This is a genomic window from Pedobacter sp., assembly GCF_041645105.1.
Taxonomy (GTDB): Bacteria; Bacteroidota; Bacteroidia; order Sphingobacteriales; family Sphingobacteriaceae; genus Pedobacter.
The window spans coordinates 1,180,400-1,197,414 of record NZ_JBAZQQ010000001.1; the positions used below are offsets into that span (position 1 = coordinate 1,180,400).

Here is a 17,015-nt window from a genome sequence, read left to right on the forward strand (position 1 = left end):
TACATGAAATGAAGTTTAATCCTTTAAATATTTTATTGTTTTGGATGTTTATCCTGTTTGCTACCCCTGCAGCTATGGGCCAGGAGTTTCTATTAGGAGGGGCTGTATTTGAGAAAGGCACACTAAATCGGGTGGCAGGTGCAGAGCTCACAAATAAGCGATCAGGATTTAAAGTGCTCAGTAATGATTTGGGCATATATCAGATTAAAGCCCTTACAGGCGATACAATTTTAGTAATTAAAAGAGATTATTCCGATGCAGAGATTATTGTTGCCGGTAGTAAAGATCAGCTTGTTTATCTGGAAAGAGGTAGAATGTTACGGCAAGTCGATATTAGTGGGCAGTCTAAAAAACAGGAATTACAGGAACTTAAAAGAGATTATAAGAATAAAGGTTCATTCTATCAAGGTAAACCTCCCTTTCTGGCTTTTTTGTTTAAGCCTTTAACAGCAGTATATGAATTGGTTGGAAGAACGCCAAAGAATGCCAGAAGGTTTGGACGATACTATGAGACTGAATTACAGCAAACTAAGATAGATGGATTTTTTAATGAGTATTTAATCCAAAATAATACAGATTTGAAAGGCGAAGATCTGGAGAAATTCATGTTAGATTACCGTCCAGAATATGAAAAGGCCAAAAACTGGGCACAGTATGATGCTATAAAGTATATCAGGGATTCCTATAAGAATTATACAGATACGCTTAGAAAAGATAAGAAAAATTAAATTGAAAGCGCTTCGCAGGTTTTTTCTGCAGCTAACTTCTCAGCATTTTTCTTATTGTAATCTCTACCTATACCATAGCTCTCTCCCTCGATAACAGCTTGAATGGTGAATAACTTGCTACTTTCTCCCTCTCCATTTTCAACCATATCAAAAGTAATATCTTTACCATGACGTTGACACCATTCTATGAGTTTACTCTTAAAATTGGTTTCAGTCTGTTCAAGAGTATTAATATCAATATATGGCTTAACAATTCTTTTGTGAAGGAAATCTTTGGTAAAGTTATACCCTTTGTCAAGATAGATTGCACCGATGAGTGCTTCAAATGCATCACCAAGCATAGAGTGATGTTTAGTTTGAACATTTACAGCTTTTTGATCAAACACAATCAGTTGATCGAAACCCATTTTACGGGCCAGTTGATTTAGATTTGCACGATTTACAATTTTTGAGCGCATCTCTGTAAGAAATCCTTCTTCTTTGTATGGGTAGTTTTTGAATAGCAATTCAGCAATTACAGAACCCAATACTGCATCACCTAAAAACTCAAGACGTTCATTGCTGCTCCTGGTTCCATTCTTTAAAATCTTTGCCACAGACCTGTGCCTGAATGCCATTTTGTACAAAATAGCATTTCCAGGCACGAAGCCTAAAATGTTTTTCAATTTTCTTATAAAGACTTTATCTGGTGACAGATAGAGCTTATACAGATCAAATAATGGCATTAAATATTAAAAAATTAAAGGAAGCAACATACTGGAGCTTCCTACATAAAGCGACTTATTCTTCGTATTTCTTGAAAATCACAGACGCATTATGACCACCAAAGCCAAAGGTATTACTTTGAGCAGCACGGATGGTACGTTTTTGCGCCTTGTTAAACGTGAAATTTAATTTCGGATCACATTCAGGGTCATCATTGAAATGATTAATTGTAGGTGGAACAATATCGTTCTTAACTGCAAGAATTGCAGCAATAGCTTCTATTGCACCTGCAGCACCCAATAAGTGACCTGTCATTGATTTTGTTGAACTAATGTTCAGCTTGTAAGCATCTTCGCCAAAAAGGTCCACAATTGCCCTGCTTTCAGAGATGTCTCCAAGGGGAGTTGAGGTACCATGAACGTTAATGTAATCAATGTCTGCTGTTGTCATTCCGGCATCGTTTAATGCATTTTGCATTACCATTCTGGCGCCAAGTCCCTGAGGATGTGGAGCCGTAATATGATTTGCATCAGCACTCATTCCCCCGCCAACTAATTCAGCATAGATTTTTGCACCACGTTTTTTAGCATGCTCTAGCTCTTCCAAAATGATTGTCCCAGCTCCTTCACCGGCAACAAAACCATCACGGTCTTTATCAAACGGTCTGGAAGCAGTTTTAGGATCATCATTTCTTGTTGAAAGGGCATGCATTGCATTGAATCCGCCAATACCAGCTTCATTAATGATCGCTTCTGAACCACCACTGATGATAACATCACACATATTCAAACGAATATAGTTGTAAGCATCAATCATTGCATTTGTAGATGAAGCACAGGCAGAAACTGTAGCGAAATTAGGGCCTCTAAGTCCATATTTTATGGAAATATGCCCAGGAACAATGTCAATAATTACTTTTGGAATAAAGAACGGATTTATGCGTGGCGTACCATCACCTAAAAAGAAGTTCTTCATTTCATCCTGAAACGTTTTAAAACCGCCAATACCAGAACCCCAGATTACACCAATACGATTGGTATCTAATTGGGAAAAGTCGAAATTACCGTCTTTTACAGCCTCATCAGTCGAAACGATCGCATATTGAACAAATGGGTCTAATTTGCGAGCCTCTTTTCTATCTAAAAAATCTTCAGCATTGAAGTTTTTAAGCTCGCATGCAAATTTTGTCTTGAATTTTGAAGTGTCAAAACCGGTAATAGGGCCGGCACCACTCACCCCATTAACCAATCCATCCCAGAACTCTGGAATGGTATTGCCGATTGGAGTGAGCGCACCTAACCCTGTAACTACTACTCTTTTTAATTCCATTTATACGGATTATACGGAAACCGTATTTTTACTTAACGTTTTTCTCTAAGTAAGCAATTGCTTGACCAACTGTACCAATGGTCTCAGCCTGATCATCAGGGATTGCTACATTGAATTCTTTTTCAAACTCCATAATAAGTTCTACTGTATCCAAAGAATCCGCACCCAAGTCGTTAGTGAAAGAAGCTTCTGGTGTAACTTCGTTTTCATCCACACCTAATTTTTCAACGATAATAGCCTTAACTCTTGAAGCAATATCAGACATAATGTTATAATTTAATGGTTAAATAATTCAGTGCAAAGAAAAATAAATATTTACACATTTCAAATGTTTTTATTTCTCTGCCAATTTTAATGTTTTTATTTTGAACATCAATGTAAAATTAGTTTTATAATTTCGTATTTCCGTAAAATATTCTGTTTTGAACAAAACTTACCTAAAACTTTCCTTAGATCTAGACTTTGTGTTAATTGCTATTACTGCATCCTTAAAGGATTATGTGCTGTGTCATCAAATTAATACAAGATTAAACTTTGATTTTGAAAAGATTGATGACCACGAAGTTTATTTTAATATTGATGAAGAGCCTCTTTCTTTTTCAAAATATTATTTTTTTGTTGAGCAAGGAGAGATCGAATATTACATAATTAACAACCGAAATGCTGAAGGATTTTTAATTCCAGAGATGAATAAGGTCGATTTTTTTATGGTTATTCATCAGTATATTGATAAGGAAGATTTAAATTATATTTTGGCGGGTCTTAATAAACTGCCTGATATTCAGGTGGCTGCGCAAATAGATCCATCTAAATTGAAATCGAAAGAGAATTTAGTAATGTAAAATTTATATTTAAAGGTGTATAAAATACACTATATTTGAATTTACGTAACCAAACAGATAGATTAATAAATTAGACTGGCATCGGTTTTTTTTATTTATAGATGCTTATTTTGTTGGTCTGTAATAAAATTAAAATAACTCAATGAAACCATTTCATTCAAGAACAAAAATCGTAGCCACTTTAGGCCCCGCCTCAGCAAAACCAGATGTTTTATATAGTATGTTCAATGCCGGACTGGATGTTTGCCGTTTGAATTTTTCTCACGGTTCACAGGCAGATCACCAGGAAGTTCTGGATACCATTAGGACCCTTAATGAAAAGCACAATTACAATGTAGGAATTCTTGCCGATTTGCAGGGGCCTAAAATTAGAATTGGCATAGTTAAAGACGGTGGTATACAGCTTGTTAATGGGGCTAGAACGGTAATTACGACTAAGGAATGTGTGGGTAATGAAGAGCGGATTTATATCACATATGAATCATTTCCCAAAGATGTTAAAGCAGGTGAAATTATCCTTTTGGATGACGGTAAACTGCAAATGCGTGTAATTGAAACGAATCTTGAAGACGAGGTGTTATGTGAGGTTGTTCATGGTGGGATCCTGACTTCAAGAAAAGGTGTAAACCTACCAAATACAAAAGTTTCTATTCCTTCTCTTACCATTGAAGATCGTAAAAACCTTGAATTTGTTCTCGAAAACGATGTAGAATGGATCGGTCTTTCTTTTGTACGTAATGCAGAAGATATCATTGAATTAAAAGATATTATCAAACAAAGAGGTAAAAGTGCCCGTGTAATTGCTAAGATTGAGAAACCTGAGGCGATTGCAAATATTGATGAAATCATTGCAGTTTCAGACGGTATTATGGTTGCCCGTGGTGACCTTGGAGTGGAAATGCCAATGGAAGAAGTTCCCTTGTTGCAAAAAATGATCGTTCAGAAATGTCGTGCAGCTTCTAAACCTGTAATTGTTGCTACTCAAATGTTGGAAAGCATGATTACTACGCCTAGACCTACACGCGCTGAGGTGAATGATGTTGCGAATTCAGTTCTTGATGGTGCTGATGCTGTAATGCTTAGTGGAGAAACTTCTGTTGGAGAGTTTCCATTGATCGTTATTGAGACTATGCAAAAAATTATCCAGAATATAGAGCAGAATAATTATCCATTCCATCCAGAGAAATTCTTAAAGCCAAAAGCTGAAAGTTTCTTAAGTGATGCAGTATGTGATACAGCATGTTTCTTATCTAAACAAACGAATGCAGCAGGTATCGTATCTATGACTGTAAGTGGCTATACTGCATTTGAAATTTCTAGTCATAGACCAAAAGCACATACATATATCTTTACAAGTAATAAAAGTTTATTAAATAGCTTAAGCTTGCTATGGGGTGTTCAGGGCTTCTATTATGATAAGTTTGAGAGTACTGACGAAACAATTCAGGATGTAAATAACTTGCTTAAAGCTAAGAAACTAGTTAAAAGTGGTGATGTAATCATTAACACTGCGGCCATTCCAATGGAACGTAAAGGGAAGACAAATATGTTGAAAGTTACTGTTATCGATTAATATTCCTTAGCATTCAATATTTTTTCTACTTTTGCAATCCGCAAAACGGAGAGTTGTCCGAGTGGTCGAAGGAGCACGCCTGGAAAGTGTGTATACTCCAAAAGGGTATCGAGAGTTCGAATCTCTCACTCTCCGCAGGATAGATTTAAAGCCCAACATTGTTGGGCTTTATTTGTTTAAGTGATGTCGCATGTCCCCCCTTAAGTTGTCGTTTTTCTTCTTTTCATATTCAGATATAGACTATAATTTTATGTTATAATTAAACACTTAAAACCATACTATAATGAAAAAAGAAAAAATCATCTTCTGGGCAGCCACGATACTTATTTTTTTATTTGAAGGCGTAATGCCAGCATTAACATCGCAAACAGAAATGGCTAAGGAGGGTATCAGACATCTCGGATATCCAGAGTACTTTGGTGTTGCACTTGTTGTTTTTAAAGTAGCAGGCTCAATTGCACTTGTTATTCCTAAAATTAAAGGACGAGTAAAAGAATGGGTGTATGCAGGTTTTGGATTCGACTTTATTTTTGCCTCTATCAGTCATTGGGCTGTGGACGGCTTCGGTGGACAGGCGATCTTCCCACTTGTTGTTTTCGCAATACTTGCCGTGTCTTATATTTACTATCATAAGCTGAATAGGAATCAAGATTATAGCGCTTTATAAGGCTATTACTGATGTTTTAGCAGTATAGTAAGGTTCTCTGTTCAATTCATTCAGTGCAGTTGTTCTATTTAATGTTATCGCTATAATGGCTATTTTAGAGTAATCATTCCCAAATCCAAATGAATTGCTTAGTAGTTGATGATAATATTATAGCGCTTACGGTTATGAAAAAACTGATTAGCATGGCCTCTGGTCTGGCTGTGGTAGGCGAATGTGCCGATGCCTTAATCGCGTATGAGCAATTGCAAACAAATAATGTAGATGTCTTATTTCTGGATATTGAGATGCCAGATATGAGCGGCATTGATCTGATTAAAAGCTTAGGAGATAAAAGGCCGATGGTTATTTTTACAACTTCAGCAACAGATTATGCCGCAGAGGCATTCGATTTAAATGTAGTAGATTTCCTGATCAAACCAGTTACTCCTGCGCGTTTTTTGATAGCCGTAGAGAAAGCAAAAAGAATGTTGTTGACCAAAAGCTTGAACCAGGCCGATAAAGATGACGAATTCGTGTTTATCAGAGACTCAAATATCGTACGAAGACTTAAGGTTAATGATATTTTGTATATGGAGGCACAGGGCGACTATGTTCGCATTAACGTTGCTGATGGGGAGTATTCTATACATTCTTCATTAAAATCAGTAGAAGAGAAGTTGTCTAAGAATATCTTTATTAGAGTACATCGTTCGTTTATCGTTAATGTAAGTAAAATTGATACTATAGAAGGAGGAACACTTATCGTTAATCGCAAGATTGTTCCTGTTTCAGATGCTTATAGATCTTTACTGTACAAAAGAATGCAAATTCTTTAGCCTAAGATATTAAGATATGAGAAAGGGGCACAAATCATCAATCTGTGCCCCTTTCTTATGTTAAAACTAGCTATTGATACAAATATAAAGCGCAGCAGCGATTGCACAGCCTATAATCGGGCCAATTACCGGAATCCACGCATAACCCCAGTTGCTGTTCCCTTTGCCGGCTATTGGTAATATAGCGTGCATAATACGAGGTCCCAAATCTCTTGCCGGGTTAATAGCATAACCAGTTGTACCTCCAAGGGATAAGCCAATTGCCCATACTAATAATGTAACCGGTAATGCACCAATGGAGCCAAGTCCAATAGGATTCTTGTCTACACCCATATCAGCATTCGTAAAATGAAATATTACGAATATCAGGACAAAGGTTCCAATGATTTCACTGATGAGGTTTGAAACTGTATTTGGGATAGCAGGGGCTGTACAAAAAGTCGCTTGTTTCGCACCTTGATCTTCTGTTCCTGCATAAAAATCCTTAAAAAGGAGCCATACCAAAAAGGCACCTAACATGGCGCCAATAAATTGGGCTGCAATATAGGTAGGTGCGAGTGCCCAGCTGAACTTCCCTGCAATGGCAAGGCCAATAGTTACGGCAGGATTAAGGTGTGCACCGCTATAAGGCCCAGCAATAACCACCCCCACAAAAACGGCAAATGCCCATGCGGTAGTAATCACTATCCAGCCACCACCATTCCCTTTGGTTCCCTTTAAAACCATATTGGCAACAACGCTGTTACCTAGTAAAATCATAAACATTGTGCCGAGTATTTCAGCTAAAAAAGGAGACATGTGTTCTAAGTTTAATTTTTATAAATATACTAGTTCTCTGCGGCTGCCTTAGCAGCTTTAACAGCTCTATTCCATCCTTTGATTCGCTCAGGGATGTTTTCAGCTTCTCCAGCATTAAAATTCTTATCAATTTTCCACTGCCCGCTAATATCATCCATACTGCTCCAATAGCCCACAGCCAGGCCAGCAAGATATGCGGCCCCCAAGGCTGTCACTTCGGTCACTTTAGGACGAATTACCGTTGTATCTAATAGATCCGCTTGAAATTGCATTAACATATCATTAGCAGTCGCCCCGCCATCAACTCTTAATTCCTTAATGCTATGTCCAGAATCTGCTTCCATGGCTTTAAGAACTTCCATTGTTTGGAAGGCAATACTTTCTACAGCCGCTCTGGCTATATGTGATGAGGTTGTACCACGAGTGATACCGGTGATGGTTCCGCGAGCATCCTGGTTCCAGTGAGGAGCTCCAAGGCCAGCAAATGCAGGCACCAGATATACCCCTCCAGTATCTTTAACTTTTAGTGCCAGCTGTTCAACTTCTGCTGAATTTTTAATGATACCCAGTCCATCCCTTAACCATTGTACAACAGCGCCACCAATAAATATACTGCCCTCAAGCGCATATTGTACTTTGCCATTGATTTTCCATCCAATTGTTGTAACCAGATTGTTTTTTGATACAATTGGTTTATCGCCAATATTCATCAGCATAAAACAGCCTGTACCATAAGTGTTTTTTACCATGCCGACCTGAGTACACATTTGTCCAAACAAAGCAGCCTGTTGGTCGCCAGCAATTCCTGCAATAGGGATCCTTGCAGCAAGGACATTACCTGTCGTTTCCCCGTATATCTCACTCGAAGATTTAACTTCAGGAAGAATGCTTGCAGGAATATCGAAAAGATCAAGTAGCTCCTGGTCCCAGCTTAAAGTATGGATGTTATATATCATTGTTCTGGAAGCATTACTTACGTCAGTAATGTGTACCCTTCCATCTGTTAAATTCCATATTAGCCAGGAATCGATAGTTCCAAAAGCCAATTCACCAGCAGCAGCCTTTTCACGGGCACCGGCTACATTGTCAAGAATCCATTTTATTTTAGTAGCCGAAAAATAGGCGTCTAAGATAAGCCCTGTTTTTTCTTGTATTTTTGTAGCAAGGCCTTTCGCTTTAAGTTCATCACAATAGGCTGAGGTTCGTCTGTCTTGCCATACAATAGCATTGCATAAAGGCTCTCCGGTCTTCTTATCCCATAAAACTGTAGTCTCACGTTGATTGGTTATTCCAATTGCTGCAATGTCAGTAGGGGTTATACCAGCCTTTACAATTGCTTCAGTAGCAACAGATATTTGAGTAGTCCATATTTCATTGGCATTGTGTTCTACCCATCCCGGTTGAGGATAAATCTGCTCAAACTCCTTTTGTGCAATAGATACAATTCCACCTTCCTTATTAAATACAATCGCTCTTGAACTGGTTGTTCCCTGATCAAAGGATAAAATAAATTTGCTCATAGTTTATAATTGGCAATAATGTGTAATAAAACGTAAGTATAAACAATCATTATCGAAAGTAAAAGATGCAATGTGAAATTAGGGCTTAATTTTTATAAAAAAAACGGGTTGTGCCTTATAAGCACAACCCGTTCAGACTCTGAGTTGAATCTCTAGAATTTTATTCCCACACCAACTGAGAAAACCTGATTTTTAAACTCTGGGGTTTCTCTTGATCCATCTTCATTATTTTTCTGGAAATCTAAAGCATAACGACCATGTATATCAAATTTTTCATTTAGGTCGTATCTAAAGCCAATCAGACCACCAACTAAACTCTTTTTAAATCTGTCCGATTTGTCTTCAATAATTTCCTGTTCTGCAGATCCAAAACCATTTTCATATTTATTTTTTGTCGATAACAAGAATGAAACCTGGGGTCCAACAACAAGGTTTAAACCACTTCCACCAAGATTAATACTTGCCAGAATCGGAATATCAATGAAACTAGTGGTTTGTGTGAAATCACCAAATACAGTTTCTGCTTTATAACCTTTAGTAGAGTAAAGCAACTCTGGTGTAAAAGCAAGTCCTTTAATCAAATTAATATCTAAAGTTACACCGGCATTAAATCCTGTATTAACTTTAGTTTTAAAATCATTGTTTCCGTCATCTTTTATGATGTTTGGTAAATTTACACCCGCTTTAACTCCCAATCTAATTGGACTCTGTGCGTAAGTAGCACTAGCGGCAAATAGGCCTAGGGCCAAAATAATTACTTTTTTCATCTTTGTATGTTTTTTGTTGTCATCATAAGTGAAAGAAATGTGCCAATTTGATCTGTAAATAAAATTTTACATTAAAAACAGGTTTAAGTGTGCTTATATAACTGATGATTAAAAACTTCTGATTCTTTATTTTTAAGGACAAGTTAAAGTTACCTCCATCCAATTGTATCAAATTTGATACAATTGGATGGAGGTAACTCCTTGTTCTTTTGAGTTGGCATAAGTGGTGCTTTAAATCTAATCGCTGGATTTTTGTTTAACTTTGAAACTTTATATAATTAGTAATACGAATGAACATCAGGCACTTTCTAATAATCGGATTATTCTCAATATCAAGTACTTTCGCTGCCTTTGCACAAAAGAAAACATATCTACAAACGCTTGAAGAACCTAATCAATGGGTAGACTCTGTATTTAAACGCTTAAGTAAGCGACAAAAAATTGCTCAAATGTTTTTTGTAAGAGCTAATACTAATTTTAGTAAAGCCTATCAAGATTCTGTAGGAAAAGTAATCAGAAGACAACGGATTGGTGGATTGGTATTCTTTCAGGGAGGGCCAGGGCGACAAGCTATCCTAACCAATAAGTATCAAACCCTGGCCAAGGTGCCATTATTGGTTACCTCCGATGGGGAATGGGGTTTGGGAATGCGTTTAGACAGTACGATTTCTTACCCATATCAAATGGCACTTGGTGCGGTGCAGAATAAAGACCTGATTTATAAAATGGGCCTGGAAGTGGCAAAGGATTATAAACGTATCGGTATGCATATGAACCTCGCTCCAGATGTTGACGTAAATAACAATCCAAAAAATCCGGTAATTAACTTTCGTTCTTTTGGCGAAAATAAATACAATGTGGCAACTAAAGCTGCAGCATATATGAACGGAATGCAGGACGGTGGTTTGCTTGTAAGTATTAAACATTTTCCTGGTCACGGTGATACTGATGTGGATTCACATTATGATCTTCCTCAGTTAAAGTTTACAAAAGAGCGTCTGGATAGCCTGGAACTTTATCCTTTTAAAGAGCTGATTAAAGGTGGTGCTGCTGGGGTGATGATTGCACATATGAATATCCCATCGTTGGATAATACTCCGAATATGCCATCTACATTATCAAAACCAATAGTCACAGGCCTTTTAAAAGAAGAGCTTGGCTTTAAGGGAATTGTAATCTCTGATGCTATGGAAATGAAGGGAGTAGTTAAGAATTTTAAAGATGGTGAAGCGGATGTAATGGGAATCATAGCAGGTAATGATATTTTAGAGCTTTCTGAAAATAGTGCCAGAGCAATTAAATTGGTTCGTAATGCTGTAAGAGAGGACAGGATAAGCATGGATCAGATCGATCAGAGTGTTAAAAAGATCCTTACTGCTAAATATTGGGCAGGTTTAAATGTTAAAAAATCTATTGATGAAAATAACGTATTTGCTGAAGTTAACCGGCCTGAAAGTGTGGCATTGGTACAGCAACTCGCAGAAAGCGCTATGACTTTGTTAACAGGAAAGGAAAATATAAAGCAGCTAAATCCAGAAAAACGTACCATAATTATTAGCATCGGTGCTCCGCAAGTAACCCTGTTTCAACGTGAATTAGGTGCCTTTTATAAAAATGCCGTATTTTATACTTTGGATAAAAATGCAACTGCAAATTATATTGCAAAGGTATTAAGAGAAATTAAAGCTTTTGATCAGATTATTATAGGAATACATGATACTCGTACACGTCCTGGAAATGGAATAGTGCTGAGTGATGATCTTAAAATGTTTATTAAAGATATGTCCCTAAGCAATGCTGTTTTTGCATTATTTGCCAACCCGTATAACCTGGCAGCATTGCCCGGTTTAGAGAAAAGCCAAGGTTTAGTTGTTGCTTATCAAAAGGAAGATTTCATGCAGAAAGCGGCAGCATCAGTAATTAAGAATCAAGTAATTGCAACAGGAAAACTACCTGTAACGGTGAACAGCTTTTTTAAATATGGCGACGGACTTTAATTCTAAGGTTTGCAATTTTTAGATATTCATACGCATCAGGAAGGGGAACAACCGGGAGTTAGAAGCATATTGAGTCTCTCTCTAACCGGAGGTCAAGCTATCGCGTTGCCTGAAAATCAAGATTTTTCTGTTGGTTTGCATCCTTGGTTTTCTACTTTGCAGTATTTGGATAGAGATTTTTTTCGTTTGACTGAAATTGCACGAAGTCCACACGTTAAGTTGATTGGTGAATGTGGATTGGATAGGCTTAAAGGGGAAAGCATGGAAAACCAACGGCTCATTTTGAAAAAGCAGTTGCGTCTTGCTGCTGAAATTAATAAGCCGGTAATATTACATTGTGTGAAGTGTTTTGATGAGTTAATGGCGGTGAAAAAAGAAATGAATCTTGATATTCCTTATATACTTCATGGCTTTAATAAACATGAAAAACTCGGCAGACAGTTGCTTAATAAAGGTTTTTTTCTGTCATTCGGAAAGGCAATACTGAATGCTGATTCAGGTGCTGCGGCAATATTAAAGGATGTAGATATTTTCTTTCTGGAGACGGACGATGCAGATTGTAACATAGCAGAAATCTATGAAGCAGCAGCAAATTTAAAAAACTGTACTGTTAATGAATTAAAAGCCCTTATTTTCGCGAACTGGAAAAAAATAATGCTTATTTAATATGTCTGATTTAAACTGGTTATCTCGTTCTGCTTTACTAATTGGGGATGAGGGTATCAATACACTACAGCAAAAACATGTGTTAGTGGTGGGACTTGGAGGTGTAGGGTCATTTGCGGCTGAATTTATTTGTCGCTCAGGCGTTGGTGAAATGACTATCGTTGATGGCGATGTGGTAGATCCAAGTAACAGGAATCGGCAATTACCAGCTTTATTTACTAATCATGGAATCAGTAAAGCTGAAATCATGAAGGAGCGGTTGCTCGCAATAAATCCAGAACTTAAATTACATGTTATCAATGATTTTTTAACACCAGAAAAATGCAGGGAGTTAATGGAGAATCATTTTGATTATGTGATGGATTGTATAGATAGTCTTACACCTAAAGTAATATTATTGTCTAAAGCATTGGAGAAAAATGTACCAATTGTAAGCTCTATGGGGGCTGGTGGTAAGTTAGATCCTACGCAAGTGCGTGTAACATGGTTACCTGATACCTATCAATGTGTTTTTGCTCAATATGTACGTAAGAGATTAAAAAGACTTGAAAATTACAGTCAGATTAAAGCGGTATTTTCTACAGAGGAAATCATGAAAGATTCACTGTTAATGACCGACGGTAGTAACTTTAAGCGTTCTGCATATGGAACGGCGTCTTATTTGCCTGCTGCTTTTGGTGGGGTTTGTGCTTCGGTGGCCATCCGAGATATGTTAGGGCAAACCATTACAATGACTGAGCGCCCTCCAAGAATTGCAGCTAAAAAGAAGAAGAAAGTTTAATAAGCTCTACTTGTTGTTCTCGGGTTTAACTGCAGCAGCAGTCCAACCTTTCAGGAAGCCCATTACTTCTTTTACACTATGACCTTTCCCTTCTTCAAGGTATGCGGAGTTCTGTATGTGCAATACTTTTCCATTACCATCTAGAATTACAAAAACAGGATAACCAAAACGGCCCGGATAACCCAAACTAGCCATTACATCAGCATTTTTGTTTTCAGGACTATAGTTTACCAGAACGGTTTCATAATTGCTGTTTAAGTAGTCTTTTAATTCAGGAGTTGCATCAACCAATTTATGGAATGCAATGCACCAAACACACCAATTGCCGCCAACCTGTATAAATACATGTTTTCCTGCTTTATTTGCTTTGGCTACGGCTGCATCAATATCCGCTCTGGCATTAGCTTTAGGATTGTATATCGATACTTTTTTTGATGGGGCTTTAACATCATTGTTTTCTTGTGCAAAAGCAACACTCGAAAATGCCAAACAAATTATGAATAGGAATGTCTTCATCTCTGTGAAATAATATACAATTTTAAAGATTTGTCAGTCAAATATGGTAATGAGATTATAATAAAATATTATAGCTTTACCTAATGCCTCAAAAGCCATTAAAAATATTACAAGCCTCTGCCGGATCAGGTAAAACATTCAGTTTAACAGCCCATTATCTCACGTTATTATTATCTGCTGAAACCAAATACCGGGAAATCCTTGCTGTAACTTTTACAAATAAAGCTACAGAGGAAATGAAATCAAGGATCATGGAGGTGTTGAAAGGCTTTGCTGAAGGGGATCCTTCCAAGAAAATTAATGATTACAGGGAGATTGTTTTAAAGGCCCATCCGGATTTGAATGCCGATCTTTTAAAATATAGATCTGATAAAATATATCGTAAAATATTGCATGACTACAGCCGATTCTCGGTAAGTACCATTGATGGATTTGTGCAAAAAGTAATCAGAGGATTTGCCTTTGAATTGGGTCTTGATGCCGGTTATGGCCTGGAAATGAATTATGATAAGGTAAAGAATGAACTGGCAGAAAGGTTAGATAAAGCACTGGATAAGAATCCTGTTCTTTTACAATGGATTATTGACCTTGCGCTCGACCGTATTAACAATGATAAAAGTTGGAATTATCGCAGGGAGCTTATTGATCTGACCAATGAAATTTTTAAAGAGCGTTATCAGCCTTTCGAAAATGCAATTAAGCTATTGGGGGAGTCGGTCGACCTTGATATGCTATTTAAGGATTATAATAAAGTTACCCGATTGGGAATTGAAACTTTTGAAAATACACTTAAAGAACTTGCAGATCAGGCACAACAGATATTTGAAGTGGAAGGAGTTGAAGTTTCAAGTCTGAAAGGAAAATCTAAATCACCATTAAATAATCTTTCAAAGATAGCAGGAGGTGATCTGACTAAGATTTCTGGTCTGGTAAAACTAATAGATCAACCTGAAGAATGGTTTCAGAAAGGTCAGGAAAGTGGAGCATACTCAGAGTTGAATCCACTATTGTCAAAACTTGTCCATGCTTATCAGGAAGGATTAGCTGGTTATATTCTGGCTCATGCATTCAATAAAAATTTGTACTATCTGCGCTTAATGCAGGAAATGGCTGTGCTATTAAAAGATTATAGAGAGGAGAGTCCGAACTTGTTAATTAGTGATGCACAGACCTTATTAAAAGGAATTACAGATGACGCCGATGATAATCCCTCATTCATTTGGGAAAAGATGGGTAACAGGTACCGGAATTTTCTTTTTGATGAATTTCAGGACACATCGTCTAACCAATGGGGGAGTTTTAGATCACTATTAAGTAACTCCATTGCATCGCCTAGCGGGAAACATATCGATCATTTAATTGTTGGAGACACAAAGCAGTCTATTTACCGATGGCGTAATGGCGATTGGAATATCCTGCACCAACAAGCGAAACAAGATGTAAAGGCTGAAAATGTATTGGATGATAGTCTGGAAGAGAACTATCGGAGTACACAAAACATCATTCAATTCAATAATGATTTGTTTAAACAGCTGCCACAACTCATGCAGACCAACTTAAATGGTGCTATCGAGGAGCAGGAGGTGGCTGATGTAGTAACTTGGTGGCAGGCCCGAAGGTTTGACCGGATTGTTACTGATGTTTATGGAGAAGTAAAGCAAAAGACAACACCTTATACTTTGGAAGGTGGCACTATTAATTTTAATGTGCTCAAAACGGATGAAGAGGGGAATCCTTTAACTAAGGTTACATTCAGAGATTTGTCGCTGGCCAAAATGATTGAAGAGCTGAACACTCTTATTCATGTTAAGAATTATAAACCTAAGGATATCTGTGTGCTTGTGCGTTCAAATTCAGAAGCGGTGGCTGCGGTTGAAACGTTAATGAGTCATGGCATTGATGTGATTTCGGGAGAGGCCTTGCTGTTAAATAACAACAACGCTGTAAAGTTAATCATCAATACCTTGCAGGTAATGGGAGGGCTGTCAGAGAATACAGCCTTATTTAAAGCAAATTGCATCAATTTGTATGCGCGTTTACTGGGAACAGAGGTTGTTCCTCATCATTACTTCTCGCTCAAGTTCAAGACTTTGACTCAGCTGTCGGACTTGTTGCCTGCTGATCTATGTGAAAACTGGCAGGGATGGATGCAGCAGCCGTTACCGGCATTACTAGAAAAAATTATAACATCCTACGGGTTACATCGACCTCAACATATAACTAATTTGCCATACCTATTTGCCCTAAGGGATTTAATGGGCAGTTTTGCTTTACATGGCGAGCGAGGTATTGCCGCTTTCCTTACTTTTTGGGATGAAGAAGGGGCAAGAAAAACTTTACCATCATCTGAAAATACTGATGCTGTTCAGGTAATCACTATTCATAAATCTAAAGGATTAGCTTTTAGAGCTGTGATGTTGCCATTCTGTAATTGGGATATTAATGGCAAGCCGAATGGTATATTTTGGGTTCCTGCAACAGATACGCCATACCATCATCTGCATAGCATCCCATTAAAATACAATAAGGAATTAGGCCGATCTAGTGTAGCAAAACCTTATTTTGAAGAATTGTTGTATAACAATATGGATGCTTTAAACATGCTTTATGTAGCTACAACCCGTTCAAAGGAATACCTCTATATTAATACTCAAGGTAAAAAGACTAAAACCATTACCAATATTGGCGATTTATTGAATATGGTTTATGAAGATCAGTTGTCTGAAGATGGACAATATTTAATTGAGGGAGATGTGCCTGATCAATCAGAAAAAAGTTCTGCTGTTAAAGAGATTGAAATGGAATCCTATCCGGTTTCAGATCGATTAAGCCAGGTGTTTGATGCAAATTTAAAACGCAGAGAAATAGATCTTATCACGGGTGAAAGTGCCGGACGTACCGGGACAATACTACATGAGGTATTGGCTATGGCAAGTAGTGCTGACGATATTGATGATGCTTTGCGTACATTATTGCTGGATGGTGTTTTTAAAGCAGAAGAACTTCCTTTTTTAAAAGCTCAGGCCTTGGCAGTATTACAGCATACTGGCTTGCAGGAAATTCTGGGGAAAAGTAAACAGAGCTTAAATGAAAGAAGTATCATCGATACTAAAGGTAAAAGTTATCGTCCTGATAAGGTATTGGTAAACGGGAATGAGCTAATCATTATAGATTATAAATTTACCCAACAGGAGAGTGACAAACATATTGAACAGGTTGCACATTATAAGGCTTTGTTGATGGCAATGGGTTATACAGATGTAAAAACTTATTTGTTCTATGCCGTGAGTGGACAATTGAAATTGGTGTAA

16 protein-coding genes and 1 tRNA gene are annotated in these 17,015 nt (G+C 37.4%); 10 read left to right on the top strand and 7 right to left on the bottom strand.

Annotated features, from left to right (window positions below; genetic code table 11):
- The first annotated feature begins 8 nt into the window (after positions 1 to 8).
- Positions 9 to 728 (top strand): hypothetical protein, encoded by a 720-nt coding sequence (locus WC623_RS05030; protein ID WP_372848580.1) that lies wholly within the window; start codon positions 9 to 11, stop codon positions 726 to 728.
- On the opposite strand, the gene rnc is transcribed toward WC623_RS05030, so the two are convergent.
- From rnc to WC623_RS05045, 3 genes are read right to left on the bottom strand one after another with little or no spacing between them, the layout of a single operon-like run.
- Entirely contained in the window at positions 725 to 1,453 is a 729-nt protein-coding gene (rnc, locus tag WC623_RS05035) for a ribonuclease III (RefSeq protein WP_372848582.1), read from the bottom strand. The genes WC623_RS05030 and rnc overlap by 4 nt on opposite strands.
- A gap of 55 nt (positions 1,454 to 1,508) precedes the next feature.
- A complete protein-coding gene (fabF, locus tag WC623_RS05040) occupies positions 1,509 to 2,762 on the bottom strand; it encodes a beta-ketoacyl-ACP synthase II (protein ID WP_372848584.1) in 1,254 nt (417 codons plus the stop codon).
- 28 nt (positions 2,763 to 2,790) lie between these two features.
- Complete coding sequence (locus WC623_RS05045; protein WP_008241990.1) at positions 2,791 to 3,027, bottom strand: acyl carrier protein; 237 nt, start codon at positions 3,025 to 3,027, stop codon at positions 2,791 to 2,793.
- Between the two features lie 157 nt (positions 3,028 to 3,184).
- Between WC623_RS05045 and WC623_RS05050 the strand changes: the two genes are divergently transcribed.
- From WC623_RS05050 to WC623_RS05070, 5 genes are all read left to right on the top strand, one after another.
- On the top strand, positions 3,185 to 3,604 hold the full coding sequence (locus WC623_RS05050) for an IPExxxVDY family protein (protein WP_372848586.1): 420 nt from the start codon (positions 3,185 to 3,187) through the stop codon (positions 3,602 to 3,604).
- A gap of 142 nt (positions 3,605 to 3,746) precedes the next feature.
- Positions 3,747 to 5,177 carry a pyruvate kinase gene (gene pyk, locus WC623_RS05055; RefSeq protein WP_372848588.1) on the top strand — a complete coding sequence of 477 codons (1,431 nt, stop codon included), beginning with the start codon at positions 3,747 to 3,749 and terminating at the stop codon, positions 5,175 to 5,177.
- A 47-nt stretch (positions 5,178 to 5,224) separates the two neighbouring features.
- Positions 5,225 to 5,312: transfer RNA gene (locus WC623_RS05060), tRNA-Ser, on the top strand.
- Positions 5,313 to 5,460: 148 nt separating this feature from the next.
- Positions 5,461 to 5,844, top strand: coding sequence for a DoxX family protein (locus WC623_RS05065; RefSeq protein ID WP_372848590.1), 384 nt, complete (start codon positions 5,461 to 5,463; stop codon positions 5,842 to 5,844).
- 119 nt (positions 5,845 to 5,963) lie between these two features.
- The gene (locus tag WC623_RS05070; RefSeq protein WP_372848592.1) at positions 5,964 to 6,659 is read left to right on the top strand and encodes a LytR/AlgR family response regulator transcription factor; all 696 of its coding nucleotides are present in this window, start codon (positions 5,964 to 5,966) and stop codon (positions 6,657 to 6,659) included.
- 66 nt (positions 6,660 to 6,725) lie between these two features.
- Here WC623_RS05070 and WC623_RS05075 read toward each other — a convergent pair whose 3' ends face one another.
- The 3 genes from WC623_RS05075 to WC623_RS05085 form a co-directional block, all read right to left on the bottom strand.
- Positions 6,726 to 7,457, bottom strand: a complete 732-nt coding sequence (locus tag WC623_RS05075) for an MIP/aquaporin family protein (protein WP_372848594.1) — start codon at positions 7,455 to 7,457, stop codon at positions 6,726 to 6,728.
- Between the two features lie 29 nt (positions 7,458 to 7,486).
- Positions 7,487 to 8,977: a glycerol kinase GlpK gene (glpK, locus tag WC623_RS05080; protein WP_372848596.1), complete on the bottom strand. Its 1,491-nt coding sequence runs from the start codon at positions 8,975 to 8,977 to the stop codon at positions 7,487 to 7,489.
- A 152-nt stretch (positions 8,978 to 9,129) separates the two neighbouring features.
- Positions 9,130 to 9,744, bottom strand: a complete 615-nt coding sequence (locus WC623_RS05085; protein ID WP_372848598.1) for a porin family protein — start codon at positions 9,742 to 9,744, stop codon at positions 9,130 to 9,132.
- Positions 9,745 to 10,034: 290 nt separating this feature from the next.
- On the opposite strand from WC623_RS05085, the gene WC623_RS05090 reads away from it, so the two are divergent.
- Genes WC623_RS05090 through WC623_RS05100 form a run of 3 tightly spaced genes read left to right on the top strand, consistent with a single transcriptional unit; the run spans position 10,035 to position 13,188 of the window.
- Positions 10,035 to 11,741 carry a glycoside hydrolase family 3 protein gene (locus WC623_RS05090; protein WP_372848600.1) on the top strand — a complete coding sequence of 569 codons (1,707 nt, stop codon included), beginning with the start codon at positions 10,035 to 10,037 and terminating at the stop codon, positions 11,739 to 11,741.
- A gap of 9 nt (positions 11,742 to 11,750) precedes the next feature.
- Entirely contained in the window at positions 11,751 to 12,407 is a 657-nt protein-coding gene (locus WC623_RS05095; protein ID WP_372848602.1) for a TatD family hydrolase, read from the top strand.
- Position 12,408: 1 nt separating this feature from the next.
- Positions 12,409 to 13,188 (top strand): ThiF family adenylyltransferase, encoded by a 780-nt coding sequence (locus WC623_RS05100; protein ID WP_372848604.1) that lies wholly within the window; start codon positions 12,409 to 12,411, stop codon positions 13,186 to 13,188.
- Positions 13,189 to 13,194: 6 nt separating this feature from the next.
- On the opposite strand, the gene WC623_RS05105 is transcribed toward WC623_RS05100, so the two are convergent.
- Positions 13,195 to 13,704 (bottom strand): thioredoxin family protein, encoded by a 510-nt coding sequence (locus WC623_RS05105; protein ID WP_372848606.1) that lies wholly within the window; start codon positions 13,702 to 13,704, stop codon positions 13,195 to 13,197.
- A gap of 83 nt (positions 13,705 to 13,787) precedes the next feature.
- Between WC623_RS05105 and WC623_RS05110 the strand changes: the two genes are divergently transcribed.
- A complete protein-coding gene (locus WC623_RS05110; RefSeq protein WP_372848608.1) occupies positions 13,788 to 17,015 on the top strand; it encodes a UvrD-helicase domain-containing protein in 3,228 nt (1,075 codons plus the stop codon).